The organism is Allobosea sp. OK403, from assembly GCF_900113835.1.
Taxonomy (GTDB): Bacteria; Pseudomonadota; Alphaproteobacteria; order Rhizobiales; family Beijerinckiaceae; genus Allobosea.
Map to the genome: position 1 here is coordinate 229,579 of NZ_FOQV01000003.1, position 23,116 is coordinate 252,694.

General features: G+C 66.6%; 24 protein-coding genes and 1 pseudogene. 18 read left to right on the forward strand and 7 right to left on the reverse strand.

Going from position 1 to position 23,116, the window contains the following annotated elements; all coding sequences use genetic code 11:
* Window positions 1-59 precede the first annotated feature (59 nt).
* The 11 genes from ctaD (at window position 60) to BMZ97_RS12470 (ending at window position 12,359) form a co-directional block, all read left to right on the forward strand.
* Entirely contained in the window at window positions 60-1,694 is a 1,635-nt protein-coding gene (ctaD, locus tag BMZ97_RS12425) for a cytochrome c oxidase subunit I (protein WP_092169570.1), read from the forward strand.
* A gap of 165 nt (window positions 1,695-1,859) precedes the next feature.
* Window positions 1,860-2,816: a heme o synthase gene (locus BMZ97_RS12430; RefSeq protein WP_092169573.1), complete on the forward strand. Its 957-nt coding sequence runs from the start codon at window positions 1,860-1,862 to the stop codon at window positions 2,814-2,816.
* A complete protein-coding gene (locus BMZ97_RS31235) occupies window positions 2,813-2,983 on the forward strand; it encodes a hypothetical protein (protein ID WP_175525534.1) in 171 nt (56 codons plus the stop codon). The genes BMZ97_RS12430 and BMZ97_RS31235 overlap by 4 nt, the downstream gene beginning before the upstream one ends.
* On the forward strand, window positions 2,983-3,582 hold the full coding sequence (locus tag BMZ97_RS12435) for a cytochrome c oxidase assembly protein (protein ID WP_092169575.1): 600 nt from the start codon (window positions 2,983-2,985) through the stop codon (window positions 3,580-3,582). Before BMZ97_RS31235 ends, BMZ97_RS12435 begins: the two co-directional genes overlap by 1 nt.
* A gap of 67 nt (window positions 3,583-3,649) precedes the next feature.
* A complete protein-coding gene (locus BMZ97_RS12440; RefSeq protein WP_092169578.1) occupies window positions 3,650-4,516 on the forward strand; it encodes a cytochrome c oxidase subunit 3 in 867 nt (288 codons plus the stop codon).
* 127 nt (window positions 4,517-4,643) lie between these two features.
* Window positions 4,644-5,018: a DUF983 domain-containing protein gene (locus BMZ97_RS12445; RefSeq protein ID WP_092171317.1), complete on the forward strand. Its 375-nt coding sequence runs from the start codon at window positions 4,644-4,646 to the stop codon at window positions 5,016-5,018.
* Window positions 5,015-5,806, forward strand: a complete 792-nt coding sequence (locus BMZ97_RS12450; protein WP_092169581.1) for an SURF1 family protein — start codon at window positions 5,015-5,017, stop codon at window positions 5,804-5,806. Before BMZ97_RS12445 ends, BMZ97_RS12450 begins: the two co-directional genes overlap by 4 nt.
* Before the next feature lie 71 nt (window positions 5,807-5,877).
* Window positions 5,878-7,293: a threonine synthase gene (gene thrC / locus BMZ97_RS12455; protein ID WP_092169583.1), complete on the forward strand. Its 1,416-nt coding sequence runs from the start codon at window positions 5,878-5,880 to the stop codon at window positions 7,291-7,293.
* On the forward strand, window positions 7,290-8,633 hold the full coding sequence (locus BMZ97_RS12460) for a M16 family metallopeptidase (RefSeq protein ID WP_092169586.1): 1,344 nt from the start codon (window positions 7,290-7,292) through the stop codon (window positions 8,631-8,633). Before thrC ends, BMZ97_RS12460 begins: the two co-directional genes overlap by 4 nt.
* A 6-nt stretch (window positions 8,634-8,639) precedes the next feature.
* The gene (locus BMZ97_RS12465) at window positions 8,640-9,236 is read left to right on the forward strand and encodes a GNAT family N-acetyltransferase (protein WP_092169588.1); all 597 of its coding nucleotides are present in this window, start codon (window positions 8,640-8,642) and stop codon (window positions 9,234-9,236) included.
* A gap of 240 nt (window positions 9,237-9,476) precedes the next feature.
* Window positions 9,477-12,359 (forward strand): EAL domain-containing protein, encoded by a 2,883-nt coding sequence (locus BMZ97_RS12470; RefSeq protein ID WP_244546434.1) that lies wholly within the window; start codon window positions 9,477-9,479, stop codon window positions 12,357-12,359.
* Between the two features lie 128 nt (window positions 12,360-12,487).
* Here the strand turns inward: BMZ97_RS12470 and BMZ97_RS12475 are convergent, their stop codons facing one another.
* Entirely contained in the window at window positions 12,488-13,099 is a 612-nt protein-coding gene (locus BMZ97_RS12475; RefSeq protein ID WP_092169593.1) for a YqgE/AlgH family protein, read from the reverse strand.
* Window positions 13,100-13,277: 178 nt separating this feature from the next.
* Here BMZ97_RS12475 and BMZ97_RS12480 point away from each other — a divergent pair, with 178 nt between their 5' ends.
* From BMZ97_RS12480 to BMZ97_RS12495, 4 genes are all read left to right on the forward strand, one after another.
* A complete protein-coding gene (locus BMZ97_RS12480; RefSeq protein ID WP_244546379.1) occupies window positions 13,278-14,129 on the forward strand; it encodes a protein-disulfide reductase DsbD domain-containing protein in 852 nt (283 codons plus the stop codon).
* Window positions 14,130-14,178: 49 nt separating this feature from the next.
* The gene (locus tag BMZ97_RS12485) at window positions 14,179-14,664 is read left to right on the forward strand and encodes a peroxiredoxin (RefSeq protein ID WP_092169596.1); all 486 of its coding nucleotides are present in this window, start codon (window positions 14,179-14,181) and stop codon (window positions 14,662-14,664) included.
* Window positions 14,665-14,867: 203 nt separating this feature from the next.
* Window positions 14,868-15,317, forward strand: a complete 450-nt coding sequence (locus tag BMZ97_RS12490; protein WP_092171322.1) for a GNAT family N-acetyltransferase — start codon at window positions 14,868-14,870, stop codon at window positions 15,315-15,317.
* Between the two features lie 220 nt (window positions 15,318-15,537).
* Window positions 15,538-16,560, forward strand: a complete 1,023-nt coding sequence (locus BMZ97_RS12495; RefSeq protein WP_092169599.1) for an LLM class flavin-dependent oxidoreductase — start codon at window positions 15,538-15,540, stop codon at window positions 16,558-16,560.
* A gap of 137 nt (window positions 16,561-16,697) precedes the next feature.
* Here BMZ97_RS12495 and BMZ97_RS12500 read toward each other — a convergent pair whose 3' ends face one another.
* The 3 genes and pseudogenes from BMZ97_RS12500 to BMZ97_RS12505 form a co-directional block, all read right to left on the reverse strand.
* Complete coding sequence (locus BMZ97_RS12500; protein WP_092169601.1) at window positions 16,698-16,988, reverse strand: DUF1330 domain-containing protein; 291 nt, start codon at window positions 16,986-16,988, stop codon at window positions 16,698-16,700.
* Window positions 16,989-17,079: 91 nt separating this feature from the next.
* Window positions 17,080-17,189 (reverse strand): annotated as a pseudogene (locus BMZ97_RS31550) (ribonuclease HI); the annotation flags it as partial.
* A 19-nt stretch (window positions 17,190-17,208) separates the two neighbouring features.
* Complete coding sequence (locus BMZ97_RS12505; protein WP_244546380.1) at window positions 17,209-17,718, reverse strand: MarR family winged helix-turn-helix transcriptional regulator; 510 nt, start codon at window positions 17,716-17,718, stop codon at window positions 17,209-17,211.
* 94 nt (window positions 17,719-17,812) lie between these two features.
* Here BMZ97_RS12505 and BMZ97_RS12510 point away from each other — a divergent pair, with 94 nt between their 5' ends.
* Together BMZ97_RS12510 and BMZ97_RS12515 are read left to right on the forward strand one after the other, a co-directional pair.
* Window positions 17,813-18,757: an alpha/beta fold hydrolase gene (locus tag BMZ97_RS12510; protein ID WP_092169605.1), complete on the forward strand. Its 945-nt coding sequence runs from the start codon at window positions 17,813-17,815 to the stop codon at window positions 18,755-18,757.
* 56 nt (window positions 18,758-18,813) lie between these two features.
* Window positions 18,814-20,022: an ABC transporter substrate-binding protein gene (locus BMZ97_RS12515; protein ID WP_092169608.1), complete on the forward strand. Its 1,209-nt coding sequence runs from the start codon at window positions 18,814-18,816 to the stop codon at window positions 20,020-20,022.
* A gap of 24 nt (window positions 20,023-20,046) precedes the next feature.
* Here BMZ97_RS12515 and rnhA read toward each other — a convergent pair whose 3' ends face one another.
* Genes rnhA through ispH form a run of 3 tightly spaced genes read right to left on the reverse strand, consistent with a single transcriptional unit; the run spans window position 20,047 to window position 22,495 of the window.
* Window positions 20,047-20,493: a ribonuclease HI gene (gene rnhA / locus BMZ97_RS12520; protein ID WP_092169611.1), complete on the reverse strand. Its 447-nt coding sequence runs from the start codon at window positions 20,491-20,493 to the stop codon at window positions 20,047-20,049.
* A 43-nt stretch (window positions 20,494-20,536) separates the two neighbouring features.
* Window positions 20,537-21,502 carry a homoserine kinase gene (locus tag BMZ97_RS12525; protein ID WP_092169613.1) on the reverse strand — a complete coding sequence of 322 codons (966 nt, stop codon included), beginning with the start codon at window positions 21,500-21,502 and terminating at the stop codon, window positions 20,537-20,539.
* 24 nt (window positions 21,503-21,526) lie between these two features.
* Window positions 21,527-22,495, reverse strand: coding sequence for a 4-hydroxy-3-methylbut-2-enyl diphosphate reductase (ispH, locus tag BMZ97_RS12530; RefSeq protein WP_244546381.1), 969 nt, complete (start codon window positions 22,493-22,495; stop codon window positions 21,527-21,529).
* Between the two features lie 188 nt (window positions 22,496-22,683).
* Between ispH and BMZ97_RS12535 the strand changes: the two genes are divergently transcribed.
* Window positions 22,684-23,109, forward strand: a complete 426-nt coding sequence (locus BMZ97_RS12535; RefSeq protein WP_092169616.1) for a MarR family winged helix-turn-helix transcriptional regulator — start codon at window positions 22,684-22,686, stop codon at window positions 23,107-23,109.
* Window positions 23,110-23,116: the final 7 nt, after the last annotated feature.

The following is a 23,116-nucleotide window of genomic DNA, read 5'->3' on the forward strand; positions in this document are numbered from 1 at the left end:
TGCGGCGCAACTTGATCGACCGACTGTAGCGAACCCGATTCGCATAAGGAGACCACCCCATGGCAACTGCGGCTCACGACGCCCATGGCCACGGACATGACGATGCCGGCCACGAGCACCACCCGACCGGGTGGCGCCGCTGGCTCTTGTCCACCAATCACAAGGACATCGGCACGCTCTATCTGTGCTTCTCGATCATGGCAGGCCTCGTCGGCGGCTTCCTGTCGATCATGATGCGCATCGAGCTGCAGCAGCCGGGCCTCCAGATCTTCGCCAACGGCCAGAGCTACAACGTCTTCGTCACCGGCCACGGCCTGATCATGATCTTCTTCATGGTCATGCCCGCCGTCATCGGCGGCTTCGGCAACTGGTTCGTGCCCTTGATGATCGGCGCGCCGGACATGGCCTTCCCGCGCATGAACAACATCTCGTTCTGGCTGACGGTCGCCGGCTTCGTGCTGCTGATCATCTCGATGTTCGTGGAAGGCGCTCCCGGCGCCCATGGCGTCGGCACCGGCTGGACGATCTATCCGCCCTTCTCCTCGGCCGGCCATCCCGGCCCCTCCGTCGATTTCGGCATCCTGGCGCTCCACCTTGCCGGCGCGGCCTCGATCCTGGGCGCGATCAACTTCATCACCACCATCCTGAACATGCGCGCTCCGGGCATGACGCTGCACAAGATGCCGCTCTTCGCCTGGTCGGTGCTGGTCACCGCCTTCCTGCTGCTGCTGGCGCTGCCGGTCCTCGCCGGCGCCATCACCATGCTGCTGACCGACCGCAATTTCGGCACGACCTTCTATGACCCCGCCGGCGGCGGCGACCCGATCCTCTACCAGCACCTGTTCTGGTTCTTCGGTCACCCCGAAGTCTACATCATGATCCTGCCGGCCTTCGGCATCGTCAGCCACATCATCTCGACCTTCTCGAAGAAGCCGATCTTCGGCTATCTCGGCATGGCCTACGCCATGGTCGCGATCGGCGTCGTCGGCTTCATCGTGTGGGCGCACCACATGTACACCGCCGGCCTCTCGCTCAACACGCAGCGCTATTTCGTCTTCGCGACGATGGTCATCGCGGTGCCGACGGGCGTGAAGATCTTCTCCTGGATCGCGACGATGTGGGGCGGCTCGATCCGCTTCACCGCGCCGATGCTGTGGGCGAACGGCTTCATCTTCCTGTTCACCGTCGGCGGCGTCACCGGCGTCGTGCTGGCCAATGCCGGCGTCGACCGCTCGCTGCACGCGACCTATTACGTCGTGGCGCATTTCCACTACGTGCTGTCGCTGGGCGCCGTGTTCGGCATCTTCGCGGGCTTCTACTACTGGTTCCCGAAGATGAGCGGCTATATCATCCCGGACTGGATCGGCAGGCTGCACTTCTATGTCGCCTTCGTCGGCGCCAACGTGCTGTTCTTCCCGCAGCACTTCCTCGGCCTGGCCGGCATGCCGCGTCACTATGCCGACTATCCCGACGCCTTCACGCACTGGCACTTCATCTCGTCGATCGGCTCCTACATCTTCGCCGCCGGCCTGCTGATCTTCTTCTACGGCGTCTACACGGCCTTCTCGAAGAAGGTCCTCGCCGGGGACAATCCTTGGGGCGAAGGCGCCACCACCCTGGAATGGACGCTGCCCTCGCCGCCGCCCTTCCACCAGTTCGAGACCCTGCCGCGCATCACCGGCTCGGACCACTGATCCAACAGGCGGCGGGCTCATCCGGGCCCGCCGCCGCCCCTCTCCCGAGCGCCTGCCGAGGCGTTCCGGAGACGGGCGGCCAAAGCTTCTTCGCCAAGGCCGCTTCCACTGAGAGCCCATCGCGCCCTTCAGAGGCGCCACAACAAGTGAATTGACCTGAATCCGATGTCCGCTGCGTTCGACAGGATCGATCCTCGCACCGAAGGCGGCGCGCTGACCTCCACGGGGGAGGCGCGCGACTTCTTCGAGCTGCTGAAGCCGCGCGTGATGCTCCTCGTCGTGGTCACCGCGCTCGGCGGCATGGCGACGGCGCCGGGCTCCGTGCATCCGGTGATCGGCCTTGCCGCCCTGCTGGCGATCGCCGTTGGCGCCGGCGCCTCGGGCTGCCTCAACATGTGGTACGACGCCGACATCGACGTGCTGATGGCGCGCACCGCCAAGCGCCCGATTCCGGCCGGCCGCGTCCTGCCCTCGGAGGCGCTGGCCTTCGGCCTGACGCTGTCGGTCGGCTCCGTGCTCGTGCTCGGTCTCGTCGCCAACCTGCTGGCGGCCGGCATGCTCGCCTTCACGATCTTCTTCTACGCCGTGATCTATTCGATGTGGCTGAAGCGCTGGACGCCGCAGAACATCGTCATCGGCGGCGCGGCCGGCGCCTTCCCCCCGATGATCGGCGAGGCGGTGGTGACCGGCGATTTCGGCATGCATTCGCTGGTGCTGTTCGCGATCATTTTCCTGTGGACGCCGCCGCATTTCTGGGCGCTCGCTTTGGTGAAGTCCGAGGACTACGCCCGCGCCGGCATCCCGATGCTGCCCAATGTCGCCGGTGCCGCCGCGACGCGCCGCCAGATCATGGCCTATTCGCTGGTGATGGCGCCCGTCGCCGTGCTGCCCGCGCTGATGGGCTTCGGCGGGCTGATCTATCTCGTCGTCTCCGTGATCACGGGCCTGGCCATGATCGGGCTTGCGGTGCGGGTGCTGCGCACGACGCAGGGCGAGGCCGCGAGCAAGGCCTGCTATGCGCTGTTCGGCTTCTCGATCCTCTATCTCTTCCTGCTGTTTGCCGTGCTGCTCGCCGAGAACAGCCTCGGCCTGATGTGGGCTCTGCCCAAGGTGATCGGATGAGCGAGGCTCCCAAGCGCCCGAAAGCGCCGGCTTTCACGCCAGAGGATCTGGCGCGCCGCAGGCGCCGCTCGGTGGCGTTGGCGCTGGTGCTCGCCGGCCTCGTCGTATTCTTCTTCGTGGTGACGCTGGTGAAGACCGGCCCCGCGATCATGAACAGGCCGCTGTAATGGCGCCCGCCCCTGCGCCTCAGGGACAGCCCGCAAACCTGCGGCGCACCGCGCTGATCTGCGCCGGCGTCGCCATGGGCATGACGGGCCTGGCCTTCGCTTCGGTGCCGCTCTACGACATGTTCTGCAAGGCGACGGGCTTCGGCGGCACGCCGATGGTCGGCACAGCCGGCGCGGGCGTGATCCTCGACCGGACCATGGCCGTGCGCTTCGACGCCAATGTCGCGCCCGGGCTGGGCTGGGCCTTCACGCCCGAGAGCCCCGAGATCAGCTTGCGTGTCGGCCAGACGCAGACGGTGTTCTACAAGATCACCAACCGCTCCAGCCGCACCTCGACCGGGATCGCGACCTTCAACATCGCACCCGAGAAGGGCGCGGCCTATTTCGTCAAGATCCAGTGCTTCTGCTTCACCGAGCACACGCTGCAGCCGGGCGAGAGCCTGGAGGCACCGGTGGTTTTCTACATCGACCCGGAGATCGCGGGGAATCGCGACCTCGACGGCGTCAATTCGATGACCTTGTCCTACACCTATTTCCAGTCGAAGGCGGGCCAGCCCGTCGCCGAGGGCAAGGGTGACGCGGCCAAGTCAAACCTGTAACTAGTCGAACCTAATACGAGCGAAGCCGAAGCGCTGCGCAGATAAAGTCGGACGCGGAGACTGATACATGGCCGGGGCCCATACCAAGAACCACGACTACCATCTCGTCGACCCGAGCCCGTGGCCGCTCGTCGGCGCCACCAGCGCGACGGTGATGGCGATCGGCGCCGTGATGTGGATGAAGGCCCTGCTGGTGGGCGGCATGAAGCTCGGCCCGATGGTCTTCGGCATCGGCCTGCTCGGCGTGCTCTACACCATGCTCGCCTGGTGGATGGACGTGATCCGCGAGGCCGAGAAGGAGGGCTACCACACCAAGGTGGTGCAGATGCACCATCGCTACGGCATGATCATGTTCATCGCCTCCGAGGTGATGTTCTTCGTGGCCTGGTTCTGGGCCTATTTCGACGCCAGCCTGTTCAGCTACGAGGCGATCAACTTCACGCGCCAGGAGTTCACCGGCGGCGTCTGGCCGCCCAAGGGCATCGAGACCTTCGACCCCTGGCACCTGCCGCTGCTCAACACGCTGATCCTGCTGACCTCGGGCACCACCGTGACCTGGGCGCATCACGCCTTGATCGAGGGCGACCGCAAGGGGCTGAAGCAAGGCCTCTGGCTCACCGTGATCCTCGGCATGCTGTTCACCCTTTGCCAGGCCTATGAGTACTCGCACGCGGCCTTCGCCTTCAGCGGCAACGTCTATGGCTCGACCTTCTTCATGGCGACCGGCTTCCACGGCTTCCATGTCATCATCGGCACGATCTTCCTGGCGATCTGCCTCTACCGGGCCTATCTCGGCCATTTCAAACCCGACCAGCATCTCGGCTTCGAATTCGCCGCCTGGTACTGGCATTTCGTCGACGTGGTCTGGCTGTTCCTGTTCGCCTCGATCTATGTCTGGGGCGCGGGGGCTCACGTCGCCGCGGCGGCGCACTGACGAACGGCCGCAAGCACTGATATGGCAAAGGCGGCCGCAAGGCCGCCTTTGTGCTTTGAAGCCGCGTGATGCCCTCGTCCGAAAGATCGCTACCACCCTTCGGCATCATGCTTTGATGGAGGCCGCCATGGCCGACGAACACCATAATCTGCCTTCGCCCTATACCACGGGGCTGACCGGCCGCTGCCCGCGCTGCGGCGAAGGCAAATTGTTCGACGGCTTCCTCAAGGTGCGCCCGCGCTGCGCCGCCTGCGGGCTCGACTTCTCCTTCGCCGATTCGGCCGACGGGCCTGCCGTCTTCATCATGCTGATCGCGGGCTTCGCCGTGCTGGGCTCGGCGCTCTATGTCGAGGTCGCCTATGAGCCGCCGATCTGGGTGCATATGGTGATCTGGCTGCCGCTCGCCGTGATCGTCTGCCTGGCCCTGCTGCGGCCGATGAAGGGGCTCGCGGTCGCCCTGCAATATGTCAACAAGGCGGAAGAGGGCAGGCTGGAGAAATGAGCGGCGAGGCCCTCCCCGCCCGGCAGCGCCCCAGCTTGGTCGCTCCGGCGATCCTGACGGTCATCGGCACGCTGGTGCTTTGCGCGCTTGGAGCCTGGCAGCTCGAGCGCATGACCGAGAAGCAAGATTTCATCGCACGGCTGGAGGCACAGGCCGCCGGCGCCCCCGCCGCCATGCCCGCCACCGCGACATGGGCCACGCTCGATCCCGCAAAGCTCGACCTGACACGTGTCGCGGCAAGCGGAAGCTTCATCGACGGCCCCTTCGCCGGCGTGCGCACCACGATCGCGTCAGGCGGACCGGGCACGCGCCAGCTCTCCGGCTTCGGCCGCTGGATCTTCCAGGGCTTCCGGCTGGCGGATGGCGGCACGATCCTGATCAATCGCGGCTTCGTGCCGGAGAACAGGCTCGGCGAGATCAAGCCCGCGGCGGGCCCGGCGACCGTCACCGGTTTCCTGCGCGCAGCCGAGGCGCGCAACGCCTTCACGCCCAACGACCTGCCCGCCCAGCGCGAGTTTTATACGCGCGATCCCGCCGCCATCGCGGCCTCGCTGGGCTTGAGCGGCGGCCCATCCTTCTATCTCGAGGCCGAGCGCCAAGGCGACGGCCTCACCCCACCCGCCGGGGTCGACCCCAAGGAGCTGATCGCCCGGATTCCCGACAACCACCTGCAATATGCGCTGACCTGGTTCGGGCTGGCGCTGACGCTGCTGGGGGTGTTCGCAGCCTTCGCCCTGCAGGCCCGCAAGATCCCGCAGGCGCACAAGCCCGGCGACGCAGTGCCGTGATGCTCTGCCGGTTTTGCCGAAACCGGCAGAGCAGCCTATAGCTTCAACTGAGATCACCGAGACCAAACGCCGTGCTGCATGTGTCCACTCGCGGGGAAGCGCCCGCGCTCTCCTTTTCCGATGCGCTTCTCGCCGGGCTTGCCCGCGATGGCGGGCTTTACGTACCGAAATCCTGGCCTGTCCTGCCGCAGAGCGAGATCGCGGGCTTTGCCGGAAAATCCTATGCGCAGGTCGCCGAACGCGTGCTCGGCGCGCTGATCGATGGCGACATCGAGACCAAAGCGCTGGGCGAGATGATCGAGGCGGCCTATGCCGGCTTCCGGCATCCGGCCGTCTGTCCGCTGACGCAGCTCGGTGACAATCTCTTCGTGCTCGAACTCTTCCATGGCCCAACGCTCGCCTTCAAGGACGTGGCGATGCAGTTGCTCGGGCGATTGATGGACCATGTCCTGGCCTTGCGCGGCGAGCGCGCCACCATCGTCGGCGCGACCTCGGGCGACACCGGCGGGGCGGCAATCGATGCCTTCAAGGGCCTTGCCCGCGTCGATGTCTTCATCCTCTACCCGCAGGGGCGGGTTTCGGATGTGCAGCGCCGGCAGATGACCACGGTCGACGCCCCCAATGTCCACGCCATCGCGGTCGACGGCACCTTCGACGATTGCCAGAATCTGCTGAAGGCGATGTTCAACCACCACGCCTTCCGCGACGAGATCGGCCTCTCCGGCGTCAACTCGATCAACTGGGCCCGGGTCTCGGCACAGAGCGTGTACTACTTCACCTCGGCGGTGGCGCTTGGCGGACCGGCGCGCAAGGTCTCCTTCGCCGTGCCGACCGGCAATTTCGGCGATGTGCTCGCCGGCTTCGTCGCCAAGCGCATGGGGCTGCCGATCGAGCGATTGCTGATCGGCACCAACAGCAACGACATCCTGGCGCGGACGCTGGCGAGCGGCGTCTACGAGATGCGCGGCGTCGCCGCGACGACCTCGCCCTCGATGGACATCCAGATCTCGTCGAATTTCGAGCGTCTGCTGTTCGAGGCGCATGACCGCGACGGCGCTGCCGTGCGCCGTTTGATGCAATCGCTGCAGCAGTCCGGCCGTTTCGAGATCGCAGCCGGGCCCTTGGCGAAGATCCGCAATGAGTTCGACGCCACCTCGATCGACGAAGCGCAGACCGCCGCCGAGATCGACCGGACCTGGCGCGAGTCGGGCTATCTGCTCGATCCGCATACGGCGGTGGGCCTCAGTGCGGCGCGGCGCGGCCTCAAGGCCGATCCGGCCACGCCGATGATCGTGCTCGGCACGGCGCATCCCGCGAAATTCCCCGTGGCGGTGAAGGCGGCGAGCGGCGTCTCGCCCGCTTTGCCGGCCCATCTCGCCGATCTGATGGAGCGCCAGGAGCGCTTCACCTTGCTGCCGAACGATCTCGCCCGCATCGAGGATTTCGTCCGGCAGAATGCGCGGGCGGTCCGGGGAGCGGCGGCATGAGCGCAACCGGCCCGGCCGAGACAGCCGACATCGCGGCGCCGACCGGCAACGGCCATGGCGTGCACGACCCCGATGTCGGACTGACGACGCTGCCCTCGGGCCTGCGCATCGTCTCGCAGCATATGGACCATGCCGTGACGGTCTCGCTCGGCATCTGGATCGGTGCCGGCTCGCGCGACGAACTGCCCCATGAGCACGGCCTCGCCCATCTGCTCGAGCACATGGCCTTCAAGGGCACAGCGCGGCGCAATGCGCTCGAGATCGCCGAGGAGATCGAGAGCGTCGGCGGCGATCTCAACGCCGCGACATCAGTCGAATACACCTGCTACACCGCTCGCGTGCTCGGCTCCGACCTGCCGCTGGCCGTCGACATCCTCTCCGATATCCTGACCGCGCCGGCGCTGACCGCCGAAGAGCTCAAGCGTGAGAAGGGCGTGATCCTGCAGGAGATCAGCGCCGTCCAGGATACGCCCGACGACCTCGTCTATGATCGCTTCCTGCAGGCGGCCTTTCCCGACCAGCCGCTCGGCCGAGCGATCCTGGGCACGGCCAAGACGGTCAAGGGTTTCACGCCCGATGCGATTCGCGCCTATCTGGCGCGGCACTACCATGCCGGCAACATGGTGCTGGCGGCCTCGGGCGCTGTCGACCATGCCGAACTCGTCGCCCTGGCGGAAAAGCATCTCTCCGCCCTGCCCCCCGGGCCCGCCACCGCCGCCCCCCGCGAGGCGGGCCACTATCGCGGCGGCGAGGCCCGAATCAAGAGCGACGAAGAGCAGGTCCATCTCGTCCTCGGCTTTCCCGGCCAGCCCTTCAGCAACGGCGCGCATTACCCGCTGCAGATCTTCTCCTCGGTGCTCGGCGGTGGGCTGTCGTCGCGGCTGTTTCAGCAGGTCCGCGAGCAGCGCGGCCTCGCCTATGCGGTCGACGCCTTCCACTGGCCCTTCTCGGATTGTGGCGTCTTCGGTATCAGCGCCGGCACTGCGCCCGAGGATGTCGGCGAATTGATCGATGTCGCGCTCGCCTGTCTGCGCCAGGCGGCCGAGGATGTCAGCGAGGTCGAGGTCGCGCGCGCCCGGGCGCAGATGAAGGTCGGGCTTCTGGCCTCGCTTGAAAGCCCCGGCGGCAAGCTGGAGCAGATGGCGCGCCAGGTCCTGCTCTTCGGCCGCGCCATCCCGCGCGAAGAGCTTGCCGCGCGGCTCGATGCGGCGACACTGGAAGACGTCCGCGCCGCCGGGCACTCGCTGCTCGGCCACCAGCCGACGATTGCGGCGGTTGGACCGCTGCAGGGCCTGCCGCCGGCCCAGCGCCTGCTCCACGCAGCCCGCGTCCCGGACTAAGCCGCGATGGCGCTCTTCCGCTTCACGACGGATCCTCCGACGCGCCCGCTGATCCGCACGCAAAACCTCGCGCTGCGCGCGCCGGTCGCAACCGACTACGCCGCCTGGGCCGTGCTGCGCATGGAAAGCCGCGAATTCCTGACGCCCTGGGAACCGGTCTGGAACGAGGACGATCTGACGCGGACCTCCTTCCGCCTGCGGGTCAAGCGCGCCGCCCGCGAGATCACGACCGACGAGGCCTATTCGCTCTTCATCTTCGACACGCGCTCGGACATCCTGCTCGGCGGGCTGACGCTCGGCCTCGTCAGGCGCGGCGTCGCCCAGGCCTGCACGCTCGGCTACTGGATGGGCGAGCGCCATGCCGGCAAGGGCTACATGACCGAGGCCGTGCGCGGCGCCTTGCGCTTCGCCTTCCAGGATCTCGCACTGCACCGTGTCGAAGCCGCCTGCCTGCCCAACAATGCACCGTCGAAGCGCCTGCTGGAACGGGTCGGCTTTCAAAGCGAGGGCATGGCGCGGGCCTATTTGCGCATCAACGGCTCCTGGGCCGATCATCTGCTCTATGCTGCCCTGTCCAGCGACCGTCTGCCGATGGAAAAGTGACGGTGGGCTGGCCGATTCCTCGCCTTGCCCTCGCCATGAGCCGCCGATACGACTGGTTGCTAGATCACGTCGCATTCGGACGGTTCCGTCCGAATGCGACGTGATCGCTTCTAAAAGTTTAGAGCATTGCTCATGCGAAAAACCGGTACCCACTTTTTCGCGCAAGGCTCTAGCATTCGAATGATCACTTTCCGTCCCAGCTCCGAGCCGCGCTTGTCCATTCCTGATCGACTTCTCCGGATTGGCCTCGCGCTTGCCGGCCTCGCGCTCTGGTTCGCCGTCGAGACGGCGAGCCCGGCGCTTGCCGTGGAAGCCGTGCGCGTTCCCGTCGACACCGCGGTGATCGACCTGACCAATGTGGTGGAGCGCAACAAGTCGGACGGCGACGTCATCCAGATCTCGACCGCGCCGGGGCCCGACGGCATCGTGCGCCGCATCGCGGTCAGGGCGCGCGAATCCGGTGCGAGGCCGGACTGGATCGTCTTCGCGCTGACCAATGATTCCGACGAGCAGATCGACCGGCTTTTGGTCGCGCCCTTCCACAGGCTGATCGGCTCGGGCGTGATCTGGCCCGATCTCGGCGACCGGCGCATCGAGGCTGTGACCGCGAGCCAGGGCCTCTCCCCCGACCGCGAGGCGAGCCCGGATGCCGACGTCTTCCTGATCACGCTCGACCCCGGCACGACGGTGACCTTCGTCGCCGAGCTGAAATCGCCGAACCTGCCGCAACTCTATCTCTACGAGCAGGAGGCCTATCGCCAGAAGACCAACGGGCTGACGCTCTACAAGGGCATCATCATCGGCATCGCCGGCCTGCTGGCGCTGTTCCTGACCATCATCTTCGTGGTCAAGGGCGCGGTGATCTTTCCGGCTGCGGCTGCGCTGGCCTGGGCCGTGCTCGCTTATGCCGGGCTCGATTTCGGCTTCTTCCAGCGCATCTTCCCGCTGACGCCCGCGATCGAGCGCATCTATCGCGCCGGCGCGGAGGTGGTGCTGGCGGCGACGCTGCTCGTCTTCCTCTTCGCCTATCTCAATCTGGCGCGCTGGCATGTGCGCTACAGCCACGTCACCATCGTCTGGATCCTCGGCCTTGCCGGGCTCTTCGGGCTTGCCGTATTCGACGCGCCGATGGCGTCGGGCATCGCGCGGATCTCGATCGCGGCGGTCGCGGCGGTCGGCTTCGTCCTGATCCTGCATCTGGCGACGCATGGCTATGAGCGCGCCGTGATGCTGATCCCGACCTGGTTCCTGCTCGCGGTCTGGGTCACCGCCGCCGGCTTCACCGTGACCGGGCAATTTCAGCGCGATCTCGTCGCGCCTGCCTTGTTGGGCGGCCTGGTGCTGATCGTGCTGCTGATAGGCTTCACCGTGATCCAGCATGCTTTTGCGGGCGGCGCGGTCTCGCAAGGCCTGGTCTCGGATACGGAGCGGCGGGCGCTTGCGCTCTCGGGCGCCGGCGACCTCGTCTTCGACTGGGACGTCACCGCCGACAAGATCTTCGTCTCCCCGCAGATCGAGGCGCTGCTCGGACTGCCGCGCGGCTCGCTCGAAGGCTCGGCCGCGCGCTGGCTCGAACACATGCATGTCGCCGACCGCGATCGTTACCGCGTGACGCTCGACGCGGTGCTGGAGCAGCGCCGCGGCAAGCTCAACCTCGATTCGCGCCTGCGCTCGGCCAATGGCGCCTATCACTGGTTCAACCTCAAGGCGCGGCCGGTCATCGGCTCCGATGGCGAGGTCATCCGCGTCATCGGCACGCTCTCGGACGTCACCGAGCAGCGCACCGCGCAGGAGCGGCTGCTGCACGACGCGGTCCACGACAACCTCACCGGCCTGCCAAACCGCAAGCTCTTCCAGGACCGGCTGGGCGCGATCTTCGGCTTCTGCCGCGCCGACGAGAACATCCGCCCCACCGTGCTCGTGATCGATATCGACCGGTTCAAGCAGGTCAACGAATCCGTCGGCTTCTCCGCCGGCGATTCGATCCTGCTGACGCTGGCGCGCCGGCTTGGACGCCTGCTCAGGGCGCAGGACACGCTCGCCCGCATCGGCGGCGACACGTTTGCGATGATCCTGGTCTCGGAGCGCGACCCAGAGCGCATCCTGGCGCTGGCCGAACTGGTGCGCCGCGCCGTCTCGACGCCGGTGACCTTCGCGGAGCGGGAGATATTCCTGACGCCCTCGATCGGGCTCGCCCTGTTCGACCCCGCGCCGGCTGCGCGCAAGGACGATGCGCTGAAGAACGCCGAGCTCGCCATGGCCCATGCCAAGCGCCAGGGCGGCAACAAGATCGAGGTCTTCGTGCCGGCGATGCGGACAGACCGCAACGACCGGCTGGCACTCGAAAGCGATCTGCGCCGCGCCATCGAGCGCGGCGAGATCCAGGTGATGTACCAGCCGATCGTCCGGCTGGAGGACCGCACCATCGCCGGCTTCGAGGCGCTGGTGCGCTGGGACCATCCGCGCGAGGGGCGGTTGATGCCGCAGGACTTCCTCGCCATCGCCGAGGAAACCGGGCTGATCGTCGATCTCGGCGTCTATGTCATGGACCGCACGGCGCGCGAGCTGGAAGCCTGGCAGGCGGCGCTCGAAGTCGACCCGCCGATCTTCGCCAGCGTCAACGTCTCCAGCCGGCAATTGCTGCGCCATGACCTGCTGCACGACGTCAAGACCGTGCTCGGCCGCCGGCGTGTGCTGCCCGGCACGCTCAAGCTCGAAATCACCGAGAGCCTGGTGATGGAGAACCCGGAATACGCCGCCCAGATGCTCAGCCGCATCCGCGATCTCGGCGCGGGGTTGTCGCTGGACGATTTCGGCACGGGTTATTCCTCGCTGTCCTATCTGCAGCGCTTCCCCTTCGACACGATCAAGGTCGACCAGAGCTTCGTGCGCCAGATGGGCAACGGCAAGCCGCCGGTGATCCTGCGCTCGATCGTCCAGCTCGCCGCAGACCTGCATATGGACGTGGTCGCGGAGGGCGCGGAGAGCGAGTCCGACGCGATCGAGCTCTACCAGCTCGGCTGCCAATACGCGCAAGGCTACATCTTCGGCCAGCCGATGACCGCGGCCGAGGCGCGGCGCCTGGTCGGGGCAGCGGCCGCGAGCTCGTCCGAAGCGGCTTGAGGCACGCGCGTCACGCTCGGGCTCGAGCCGGGCATCTTATGCCGGAGATTCTCGGTTCTGCGCGGCGTTTTTCCTTGGGCCGATCGCGGATCGAACCCGAGGGCTTCACCCGAGAATGACGCAGAGGCTCAGGCGTGCCCGGCCTGGCTCGACAGGAAAGCCGGGTCGATGCCGATCTTGCCCAGAGCGCGGTGATATTTCGTCTCGATGCCGTCGTCGAAAAGCAGCTCCGGGTCAGCCGCGCAATGCAGCCAGCCATTCGACTGGATCTCGCTCTCGAGCTGGCCTGCAGCCCAGCCGGCATAGCCCAGCGCGAGGATCGCGTTCTCCGGCCCGCTGCCGATGGCGATGGCGCGCAGGATGTCGAGCGTCGCCGTCAGGCAGATGCCGTCATCGATCGGCAGCGTCGCCGATTCCAGGAAGAAATCAGCGGTGTGGAGCACAAAGCCGCGCTTGGTCTCGACCGGCCCGCCGCGCAGAACCTGCATGCGCTCGGCCTGGCTCGGCAGGCGGATCAGTTCGTCTGAGGGAATGACGTCGAGCTGGACCAGGAGGTCTGGGAACCTGGTGTCGGCAGCCGGTTTGTTGACGATGATCCCCATCGCCCCATCCTCGGAATGGGCGCAGACATAGATGACGCTGCGACTGAAACGCGCGTCGGTCATGCCGGGCATTGCGATCAAGCATTGCCCGTCGAGATAGCTGCGGCCGCTGACGCGCTGATTTGAGCCAATCTTCATGGCCCCATGCTAGATCACTTTCCCCCGCGCTGGGAACCGGGGGGGCGCATGAAAATCGGAGATCGCGATTGCGCCCCAATCATGCTGCATCCACTGGACGCATGCGCCTCACGCAATCGTTGCCGAAAATGAGTGGACTGTATTCGCTATTTCGCGCCGGAACACATAAGTCAGCATCGTGAAACTCGTTTTGACCTTGCTCGCGATCGCCGCTTCGGCGCTGAGCGTCCCTGCCCTCGCGCAGGAGGCGGTGATGTCGTCATGGTCGAAGGGCGACAATGCATCGCTGCGCCTGATCGCCGGCGCGACCGCAGCTTCGGGCAAGCAACGTGTCGGCATCGAGATCGCGCTGGCCCCTGGCTACAAGACCTATTGGCGCAGCCCGGGCGATTTCGGCGTGCCGCCGGTGTTCGACTGGAGCGGCTCGGACAATGTCGGCGGCCTCGACGTGCGCTGGCCGGCGCCTGAACGTTTCCCTGACGGCGCAGGCTATTCGCTGGGCTATGTCAGCGAGGTCGTCATCCCGGTCTCGGTGCAGCCGGTCGACCCGTCCAAGCCCGTCATGCTGGTTCTCAAGCTCGACTATGCCGTCTGCGACAAGATCTGCATCCCAACCAAAGGCGAGGCCCGGCTCTGGCTGGAGCCCGGCGTCACATCCGTGACCTCGCCGCGGCTGGAGCAGTTCGAGGCGCGTGTCCCGGTGCGCGCCAAGCTCGGCGAGCACAAGGACATGCTGTCGATCGCTGAGGCGCGGCTGGATGAAACCTCGCCAGTACCGGGCCTCAAATTCGTGCTGCGCACGCCGCCCGACGGTAAGGTCGAGGATGTCTTCGTCGAGGGCCCCGGCATGTGGTCGTTCGGCAAGACCGTGCTGATGCCGCAGGCCGACGGAACCGTCCTCGCCAAGGTCAGGCTCAAGGACAGGCCCAAGGGCGCCTCGGGGCCGACGCCGTTCATCGTCACATTACGCGGCTCGCCGAATGCGGTCGAGACGCGGCTGGAACTCGACATCCCCGCCGCCAAGCCCTAATTCGTGAACCTCGCGGCGCAAGCCGCAGGCTTCACGGAGAACAGGCGCGATGACCATCAAGGTAGGTGACAAGCTTCCCCAGGCGACGTTCCGGGTGATGACCGCGGACGGCCCCGCCGCCAAGACGACCGACGACCTGTTCAAGGGTAAGAAGGTCGTCCTCTTTGCCGTTCCCGGCGCCTTCACGCCGACCTGCCACAAGAACCATCTGCCGGGCTATCTCAACAACGCCGCCGACATCAAGGCCAAGGGCGTCGATGCGATCATGGTCACCGGCGTCAACGATGTCTTCGTCATGGACGCCTGGTCGAAGGCGACCGGCGGCGCGGGCGTGATCGAGTTCCTCTCCGACGGCAACGGCGACTTCGCCAAGGAGATCGGCCTCTCGCTCGACGGCTCGGGCTTCGGCCTCGGCACCCGCTCGCAGCGCTATTCGATGATCGTCGAGGACGGCGTCGTGACCTCGCTCAACATCGAGGAAGGCCCGGGCAAGGCCGAGATCTCCGGCGCCGAGAACTTGCTGACGCAGCTCTGAGCTGCCCCCTGGCCACGCAGATACGAGCCCGCGACGCCCGGCGTCGCGGGCTTTTTCATGCGCCGGCTTCCGACGGGCTTGCGGCCGGGCAAGGCACGGGCCGCTTCAATGCCCATGCCCCAGTGATCGATGCGATCTCGCCTTGTCATGAGACAGCTCCCGAGGCGCGCGCTAGCTTCGGCGCCTATCTTGGGGGCACAGCCATGTCAGACATCACCATCCGCCCGCTCGTCGCGAGCGACCGCGCCGCCTGGGAGCCGCTCTGGCAAGGCTATCTGACCTTCTACAAGAGCGCCCTGTCGCCGGAGCTCTACGACCTGACCTTCGCCCGCCTGACCGGCCGCACGGAGCCGATGGGCGGCTTCATCGCCGAGCGCGACGGCAAAGCGCTCGGCATCGTCCACTGGGTGCTGCACCGCACGACCTGGAGCGCGAAGGACATCTGCTACCTGCAGGACCTCTTCACCGTGGCCGAGGCGCGCGGCAGCGGCGTCGGGCGCAAGCTGATCGAGGCCGTGCGCGAGATGGCCCAGGTCGAGGGCGCCTTCCGGGTCTATTGGCAGACCCATGAGACGAACCTGCAGGCCCAGGAACTCTACGACAAGGTTGCGGACAAATCCGGCTTCATCGTCTATCGGCAGGCGCTGAGCTAACGAACTCCGCACGGCCTGTCGCCGTCCCTGCCGAGACTGTGCGTCGGCCAGAACTGCGCCAGCGCATGGGGACATGTGCGTGCATGCAACCCTGGCACTGCTACGGCCCACTATATGAGGGACACATCCGTCAGACGGCACGGCGCCCGCGCCAGCCGCTCGGACATCCCTCTTTCCGTGGAGCGCAGCTGCGTTCGCGGGCAGCGACAGGCGTCGAGCCATGAAGAAGATCGGTTTCCTCTCGTTCGGGCATTGGACGCCCTCGCCGCAATCCCAGACGCGCTCGGCGGGCGACACGTTGCTGCAATCGATCGATCTGGCAGTCGCGGCCGAGGAGCTGGGCGCGGACGGCGCCTATTTTCGCGTGCACCATTTCGCGCGCCAGCTCGCCTCGCCCTTCCCGCTGCTTGCTGCCGTCGGCGCCAGGACGAGCCGCATCGAGATCGGCACCGGCGTCATCGACATGCGCTACGAGAACCCGCTCTATATGGCGGAGGATGCCGGCTCCGCCGATCTCATCGCCGGCGGGCGCCTGCAGCTCGGCATCAGCCGCGGCTCGCCGGAGCAGGTGATCGATGGCTGGCGCTATTTCGGCTATGAGCCGGCAGAGGGCCAGAGCGACGCCGATATGGGTCGCAAGCACGCCGAGGTCTTCCTCGACCTGTTGCGCGGCCAGGGTTTCGCCAAGCCCAGCCCCCGGCCGATGTTTCCCAACCCGCCCGGGCTGCTGCGGCTCGAGCCCTATTCCGAGGGGCTGCGCGAGCGCATCTGGTGGGGCGCCGGCTCCAACGCCACCGCAATCTGGGCCGCCAAGCTCGGCATGAACCTGCAAAGCTCGACGCTCAAGAACGACGAGAGCGGCGAGCCCTTCCACATCCAGCAGGCAAAGCAGATCCGCGCCTATCGCGAGGCCTGGAAGGAAGCCGGACATGCGCGTGAGCCACGCGTCTCGGTCAGCCGCAGCATCTTCGCGCTGGCGGACGACCGCGACCGCGCCTATTTCGGCGGCGGCAACCAGGGCGACGACCAGGTCGGCTTCATCGACGACAACACCCGCGCGATCTTCGGGCGCAGCTACGCGGCAGAGCCGGACAAGCTGATCCAGGAACTGGCGCAGGACGAAGCGATCGCCGAGGCCGATACGCTGCTGCTGACGGTGCCCAATCAGCTCGGCGTCGCCTACAACGCCCATGTCATCGAGATGATCCTGAAGCATGTCGCGCCGGCTCTTGGCTGGCGCTGAGGCTCAGCCATCGCCGTCATTCCGGCTTGCCCCGGGATCCATCGGAGGGCTCCCGCGCTCTACGATGGATTCCGAAGCGGCGCGGCTTCGCCGCTTGTCCGGAATGACGGTCTGTTTCCGCGGAAAATCAGCGTGCTCTACACGCCCTCGACGATGCGGAGATCGCGCTCCGCTCCGCCGGCGAGCGCGGCCAGGGCTTCCTGATAGGCCGGGCTGTCATGGGTCGCCTGCGCCTGCGCGACGCTGTCGAACTCGATGATCACGGTGCGCTGCTGGAGCCCAGCCTCGTAGACCTGTGCCGGCAAGCCGCGCGCCAGGAATCTGCCACCGCCGGCGGCAATGGCCGGGCCAGCCAGCTTGGCATAGGCCGCGAGCGCGTCGGGATTGCTGACCGAGCGATAGGAACTGAGCCAATAGGCTTTGGGCATCGCGAGACTCCGTGGACATGAACCGTTCAGGCCGACGATCCTCTCACAACCTGGTCCGAGCTGGGAAGGGGCGGCGCCATGCCCGTGCGCCCTACCGACCCGGCTTGAACGGCGCCATGCCGGCACGGGCGAGCGCGTCGGCGCGCTCATTCATCTCGGCCCGGCATAGCCCTTGACTCATTTCCACGCGATCTTGTGGCGGCCAAGCGCGCCGACTCCACTACAGCTCCGAGAGCGAGCCCCAATGCGGCACATGCGCCGCGAGCTTGTCGAGCAGACGGTCGAACTGCTCGCGCTCCGCCGGTGACAGGCAGGAAAGCATGGCGGCCTCGCGGGTACGCAAAGCGGGTGCGTAGCGCTGGTAGAGCGAACGGCCGGCATCGGTGATGAACAGGCGCTGGCGGCGGCTGTCGGTGCTGTCGGCCTGCCGGCGGATCAGTCCCTTCTTCTCCAGCGCGATGACGGCCCGGCTGACGCCCGCCTTGAGATGGCCGGAGAACTCGCAGAACTCGGCCGCCGTGATCCCATCGCGGAAATGCAGGGCGAGCAGGATGACGATCTCCGGCCGCGTCAGCCCGAACTCCGCCTCGATCCGGCGGAATGACGGCTCGCGGTAGAAGTTCAGGATGTAGCCGATCTTGTAGGCGGTCGGGATATCCGTGCCGTTGAGGATGGCCCGCAGCCCGTCCTCGCCATCGCCCGCGTCATCCGATTCCGATATCGGTCTCATATGAGACTTTTTTGTTGATGTCATGACGCGGCAGTCCTACCATCCCCGGCAATGAGAGGACATCGCCTCGTAGCGATCTCCCGGGGAGGATCGCATGGACATCACCGCTCCCGCCGGCTCCCGCGTCGTCGCCCCGCCTCTGCCGTATGGCCGCGCCTTCTTCAGCGGCACGCCGGCGCATCCGATCTATGTCGACCATATCCCGGCCATGACGGCGCGGCCTCGCCTGCCGGTCGTCATGGTCCATGGCGGATGCCATACCGGGCAATGCTATCTCGCAACGCCCGACGGCCGCGAAGGCTGGGCGGCCCGTTTCGCTGCTGCCGGCCATGCTGCCTTCGTCGTCGACTGGCCAGGGCATGGGCGCTCGCCGGCTTGCCAGGACCTCGCGCGGCTGCCGACCCGCGACATCGCCGAGGCTCTGCTCGCTCTCCTCGACAGGGTCGGTCCGGCCATCCTGCTCGTCCACTCCGCCAGCGGGCCGATGGGCTGGTGGATCGCCGAGCGTGCGCCGCATGCGGTTGCCGCCATCATCGGCGTCGCGCCAGGTGCGCCGGCCAATATCCTGCCGGTCCTGCCGGACGATCCCGCCGCCGTCGCCCGGCTGAGCCACGATGTCAGCCTCGGCTGCCCGGTGATGCTGCCGGAAGACCGCCCCGTCACGGTCGACGATACCTTTATGCGCAGCTTCTGGGCCAATGCGCCGCGCTTCCCGCACGAGGCCTTCGCGCAATATCGGCTCTCGATCGTTCCCGAGAGCGCCCGGCTCTTCAACGAGCGCTTCAACATCGGCGGGCGCGGCCTGCGGATCGCCGACCCGGCCGCGCTCGCGCGCACCCCGATCCTGATCGTGACGGGCGAGCACGACCCGCGCCATCCACGTGCCATGGACGAGGCGACGGCCCGCTATCTCGGCGCCGAGTTCGTCTGGCTGCCGGATGAGGGCATCAGCGGCAACGGCCATATGCCGATGATCGAGGACAACAGCGACGTCGTCGCCGATCGGCTGATCGGCTGGTTGCGCGGCCGCGGCCTCTGACACCGCATTCAATCGAGACGCCGCGGCAAGCGGCCATAAAAACGGGGAGAAACATCATGAAGACCACTCTGCTGGCCGGGGCGCTGCTGGCGCTGACCGGCCTGGGCACCGCACAGGCGCAGGTCAGCGACGACGTCGTCAAGATCGGCGTGCTCACCGACATGGCCGGCGTCACCGCCGACATCACCGGCAAGGGTTCGGTCGTGGCGGCAGAACTCGCCGTGAAGGAGTTTGGCGGCACGGTGCTCGGCAAGCCGATCCAGATCGTCGCCGCCGACCATCAGCACAAAGCCGATCTCGGCACGACGATCGCGCGCCAGTGGTTCGATATCGACAAGGTCGACGCGATCGTCGACGTGCCCAATTCGGCCGTGGCGCTGGCCGTCCAGTCGCTCGCTCGCGAAAAGAAGAAGATCGTGATGTATTCCGGCGCCGGCACGACGGCGCTGACCAACGAGCAATGCTCGCCCTACGGCTTCCACTGGACCTACGACACCTATGCGGTGTCGCACGGCACGGCCGCGGCGGTGGTGAAGGCCGGTGGCAACTCCTGGTTCATGCTGGCCTCCGACTACGCCTTCGGCCACCAGCTGCAGAAGGATGCGACCGATGTGGTGGAGGCCAATGGCGGCAAGGTCGTAGGCTCCGTGCGTCATCCCCTGAACAACGCCGACTTCTCGTCCTTCCTGCTGCGGGCGCAGAGCTCGGGCGCAAAGGTCATCGGCATCGCCAATGCCGGCAACGACACCATCAATGCGATCAAGCAGGCCGGCGAATTCGGGTTGACGGAACAGGGGCAGAGCCTGGCGGCCTTGATCTTCTTCCTGCAGGACGTCCACAGCCTCGGACTGAAGGCGACCCAGGGCACCTATCTGACCACCGCCTCCTATTGGGATCGGGACGAGGCCTCGCGCGCCTGGTCGAAGCAGTTCATGGAGCGCACGGGCATGATGCCCTCGATGCTCCATGCCGGGGTCTACGGCTCCGTGCTGCATTACCTCAAGGCGATCAAGGAAGCGGGCACCGATGACCCGGACAAAGTGGCCGCCGCGATGCGGGCCATGCCGATCAACGACGCCTTCACCAAGGGCGCGACGATCCGCGCCGACGGCCGTATCCTGCGCGAGATGTACCTTGCCCGCGTCAAGAAGCCGGCGGATTCGAAGGGACCCTGGGATTATTTCGAGATCGTCCGGACGATCGCTCCTGAGGAGACGGTCTGGCCGCTATCCGAGAGCAAATGCCCCGCCGTGGCAAAGCCATAGGCGGCGCGGGCACGCCTGCTCACCTCAGCGCCCCGGCTTGAACGGCGCCATGCCTGCGCGCGCGAGCGCGTCGGCGCGCTCGTTCATCTCATTGCCGGCATGGCCCTTGACCCATTTCCACTCGATCTTGTGGCGGCCGAGCGCAACGTCGAGGCGCTTCCAGAGCTCCTCGTTCTTGACCGGCTTTCTGTCGGCGGTCTTCCAGCCGTTCTTCTTCCAGCCATGGATCCAGGCGGTGATGCCCTGGCGCAGATACTGGCTGTCGGTGTGCAGCGCCACGGTGCAGGGCCGCGTCAGCGTCTCCAGGGCGGAGATCGCGCCCATCAGCTCCATGCGGTTGTTGGTGGTCATCGCCTCGCCGCCCGACAGCTCCTTCTGCGTGCCCTTGAAGGAGAGGATCGCGCCCCAACCGCCGGGGCCGGGATTGCCCGAGCAGGCCCCGTCCGTCCAGACTTCAACAATTTCGCTCATGGCAGGCTCACGGCAGATACGGACGCGGGGAAGGCTCGCATCATCATCGCCTCAACCCATAATCGCGTGCATCCGTCACGCGCTGGTGGAAGGCGAGCTTGCGATCATACTCGAGCGGATCGAGCGGCTTCACCAGGGCGCCGGGCGGCACGTTCAGCCAGTCGACCAGCCGCGTCACTAGGAAGCGCAGCGCCGAGCCGCGGCAGAGCTGCGGCAGCGCCGCGACCTCGGCCGGCGTCAGCGGGCGGACGCTCTCATAGCCGGCCAGAAGCGCCTGGCCCTTTGTCAGGTTGAAGGAGGCGTCAGCCTCGAAACACCAGGAGTTCAGGCAGATGGCGAGGTCATAGGCGAAGGCGTCGGTGCAAGCGAAATAGAAGTCGATCAGCCCCGAGAGCCTGTCCTTGATGAAGAAGACATTGTTGGGGAAGAGGTCGGCATGGATGACGCCGCGCGGCAGGTCCTGCGGCCAGGAGCGCTCATGCGCTTCGATCTCAGCCATCACGCGCCGCCCGAGCCCCGGCGAGACCGTGTCGGCCGCCGCGCCAGCCTGCTCGGCGAGAGGCCGCCAGCCCGGCACCGCCAGCGAATTCACCCGCTCCATGCTGAAATCCGCGCCGGCCTGATGCAGCAAGGCGAGCCCGCGCCCGACCTCGGCGCAATGCGTCGCATTGGGGCGCCGCACCGAAATGCCGTCAAGGAAGGTGACGATCGCGGCCGGGCGGCCCGCAAGCTGGCCCACCGCCTGCCCGTCTTTGTCCTTGACCGGCAAGGGGCAGATCAGCCCGCGCCTGGCCAGATGCTCCATCAGGCCGATGAAGAAGGGCAGATCGCCTGCATCCACCCGCTCCTCATAGAGCGTCAGGATGAAGAAGGCCTGCGTCGTGTGCAGCAGGAAATTCGAGTTGGAGACGCCCTCGGCGATGCCCTTGACGGCCAGCAGATCGCCAATGCCGTAGCGCGCCACGAAGGCGGCCAGTTCATCATCAGGTACTTCGGTATAGACGGCCAAAAGCTCGCTCTCTCCTGCTCGCGCTCACTCGGCCGCGGTCGGCGCCGCTTCGCCGCGCAATTCGCGCGGCAGCGGGAAGAACACGTTCTCATCGGCCGTCGAGACCGTCTCGACGCGCACGTCGTAACGCTGCGCGAAAGCGTCGATGATCTCCTCGACCAACACCTCCGGCGCACTCGCGCCGGCCGTGATGCCGAGGCTGCGGATGTTGCCGAAGACCGACCAGTCGATTTCGTCGGTGCGCAGGACGAGCCGCGCCGCCGGGCAGCCGGCGCGCTCGGCGACCTCGCGCAGGCGCTGCGAATTCGAGGAATTGGGCGAACCGACGACGATCAGCGCATCGACCTGCGGCGCGACGCGCTTGACCGCTTCCTGACGGTTGGTCGTGGCGTAGCAGATGTCTTCCTTATGCGGCGCGATCAGATCGGGAAAGCGCGCCTGCAAGGCGGCGACGATCTCGCGGGTGTCGTCCACCGAGAGCGTCGTCTGTGTGACATAGGCGAGCGGCTGGTCGGCCGGCGGCTCGAGCGCGGCGACATCGTCGAGCGTCTCGATCAAGGTGATCGCGCCAGCAGGCAATTGCCCCATGGTGCCGATCACCTCGGGATGGCCGGCATGGCCGACGAGCAGGATGTGGCGGCCGCGCTTGTGATGCACCTCCGCCTCGCGATGCACCTTGGTGACCAGCGGACAGGTCGCGTCGATGGCGAAGAGATTGCGCTCACCGGCTTCGGCTGGAACCGATTTCGCCACGCCATGGGCGGAGAAGATCACCGGCCGCGTCGCATCGGGCACCTGCGACAATTCGGAGACGAAGACCGCGCCCTTCCGCTTCAGCGATTCGACGACGTATTTGTTGTGCACGATCTCATGGCGGACATAGACCGGCGCGCCATGCAGGATCAGCGCCTTCTCGACCGCGTCGATGGCGCGCACAACCCCAGCGCAGAAGCCGCGCGGAGCACAGAGCAGAATGTCGAGCGGCGGTTTCACGCGCGGATATCGTTCCAGAGAATGAGCGTCTTCTTTCGGGGTGAAAGGGGCGATGTCAAGGAAGCCGCGCATCGGCGGCCGCATAGCCGGGCAGCCATCGCAGCAGGTGCGACTTGTTGACAGATAAGTTGATATCAACTTATCTTCACTGCATACCTGCAGCCAAGATCCCGTTCGAGACGACCCTGATGGTCCGCGACCGTTGCCTGTGCCTGCACGCACAACGCGCGGCACGCGTTCTGGCGCGGCGTTTCGACGAGGCGTTGCGCCCATACGGGCTGACCAATGAGCAATTCTCGCTGCTGATGGCGCTCAACCGCCCGAGCGCGGCCTCGATCAGCCAGATCGCCAGCGTGCTCGGCGCCGACCGCACGACCTTGACCGCAGCCCTGAAGCCGCTGATGCGCGACGGGCTTGCGACGATCCATGCCGATACCAGGGACCGCAGGGCTCGCCGCGCGGCCCTGACGCCGGCTGGCCATGAGCGGCTCGCAGCCGCGCTGCCGGTCTGGCTTGCCATGCACGAGGCTCTGGAGGCGACGCTCGACGCTCCAGACCCTGCACAAACGCGACACGGTCTCACCCTCCTGGCCAGTTGGCCGGGCATGACTTGAACGGTGG